The following is a 1393-nucleotide window of genomic DNA, read 5'->3' as shown; positions in this document are numbered from 1 at the left end:
TATGGTTATTTAACTCAAATCCAGTATTTTTCCTTTCAACATGATTTGATAATCTATGGATGTTGTCATATTGGCTATATGAGCATCTTAAGTGAGTGTCTTGTGTCGGGAAACAAACTTAATGGATATTGCACAATGTGTTATAAAGTCGTTCAGCGCATAATTAACGATCAGCAGATCTTAACTTGTTACTAGCGAAGCCATACGCACTTTCATTTGGCAGTCCCTTGTCTTTATCAGCAAAGCATATGTACTTGCCGTATTATTCCTATGCATAGATATCAATAAACTCCTCAATAGTAGCGTATTATAAGGTATAACTCGTTGCTTAAATTTGTAAGTTTATATTTAATGGTATGCAGCAGTAAACACCCTGCATGTGCACTAGGTATTTACCTGAATTTTGTGCGTTTCGATATAAGCGCGCAACATCTTCAAATCTTCCCAGGCAAGCCGTTTTTGCTGAGGTTGTCTCAGGAGATATGCTGGGTGAAATATGACCATTGCAGTTATGGAACGAGAGAGAAAGCTGTTTGTATATTCATAAAACTTTCCTCTGAGTCGTGAAATGTTGTCAGGCGTTTGTAGTAGTGAATAACACGCTGTGCTACCTACCATTACAACTACATCTGGATCCACTAACGATATGTGTTTTTCCACAAACGGTCTACACACTTCGAGCTCAAAATCTGTGGGTTTGCGATTGCCTGGTGGGCGCCAGAAAACAGTATTACTTATGTATATGTTTGATGAGCGATTTAGGTTAATGGCTGCAAACATTTTATCAAGCAATTGTCCACTAGCTCCACAAAATGGTATACCTTCCCTATCTTCCGTGCTTCCAGGGGCTTCTCCTATCAACATAATCTTAGATTTCGGGTTACCATCGGAGAAAACGGTATTCACAGCTGCTTTTTTTATTTCACATCCTTCGAATGCGCATATAGACGCTCTCAGCTCAGCCAAATTTGCACAGTTAGCAGCTGCCTTTCTTGATTCTTCCACCCATTGAAGCATATTTGCATCAGAAGAGCTCTTCTTGTTACTTGTTTTATTAAGGGTAGTCTCTTGAGGCTCACGGGTTTTTGCACTGTCAGGTACGACGGGAGATTTTTCAAAATTTGCAGGACTTAAAGTGTTATCTGGGTGCAGGTTATCGTTTAGTGTATGTGTTATCCCGCTATCATGATAAAATCTCAAGACCTCCGCGAACATTTTAATATCTTCGACATTGGGTTTATTACGTTCGTCTGTCATAGCCGTACACGGATTGTTAAGATACCATCTCGGCTCAGGAGAGATATACCCACCAGGTTGGTAAATGCGTTTCCTGATGAGTTTGTCACTACTCTGAGCGTACGATTGTACCCCATGCACTACAAAACCGCTACAG

At 40.3% G+C, this 1393-nt stretch carries 2 protein-coding genes; one reads left to right on the top strand and one right to left on the bottom strand.

Features of this window, described 5'->3' with window-relative positions; all coding sequences use genetic code 11:
• Nucleotides 1-195 (top strand): hypothetical protein (locus KPX09_RS02910; RefSeq protein ID WP_249548898.1); only part of this gene is annotated, 195 nt, incomplete at its 5' end.
• Nucleotides 196-384: 189 nt separating this feature from the next.
• Here the strand turns inward: KPX09_RS02910 and KPX09_RS02905 are convergent.
• Nucleotides 385-1257 carry a uracil-DNA glycosylase family protein gene (locus KPX09_RS02905; protein ID WP_249548903.1) on the bottom strand — a complete coding sequence of 291 codons (873 nt, stop codon included), beginning with the start codon at nucleotides 1255-1257 and terminating at the stop codon, nucleotides 385-387.
• Nucleotides 1258-1393 lie beyond the last annotated feature (136 nt).

The sequence above is a fragment of the Anaplasma phagocytophilum genome (assembly GCF_023476575.1).
GTDB lineage: Bacteria > Pseudomonadota > Alphaproteobacteria > Rickettsiales > Anaplasmataceae > Anaplasma > Anaplasma phagocytophilum_A.
Note: the sequence above shows the minus strand (reverse complement) of the source record. Positions and strands in the feature narration are given on the sequence as shown.

Bases quoted from the DNA above. Each gene is read 5' to 3' on its own strand.
- KPX09_RS02905 (WP_249548903.1), bottom strand. From the start codon at position 1,257: ATGACAGACGAACGTAATAAACCCAATGTCGAAGATATTAAAATGTTC.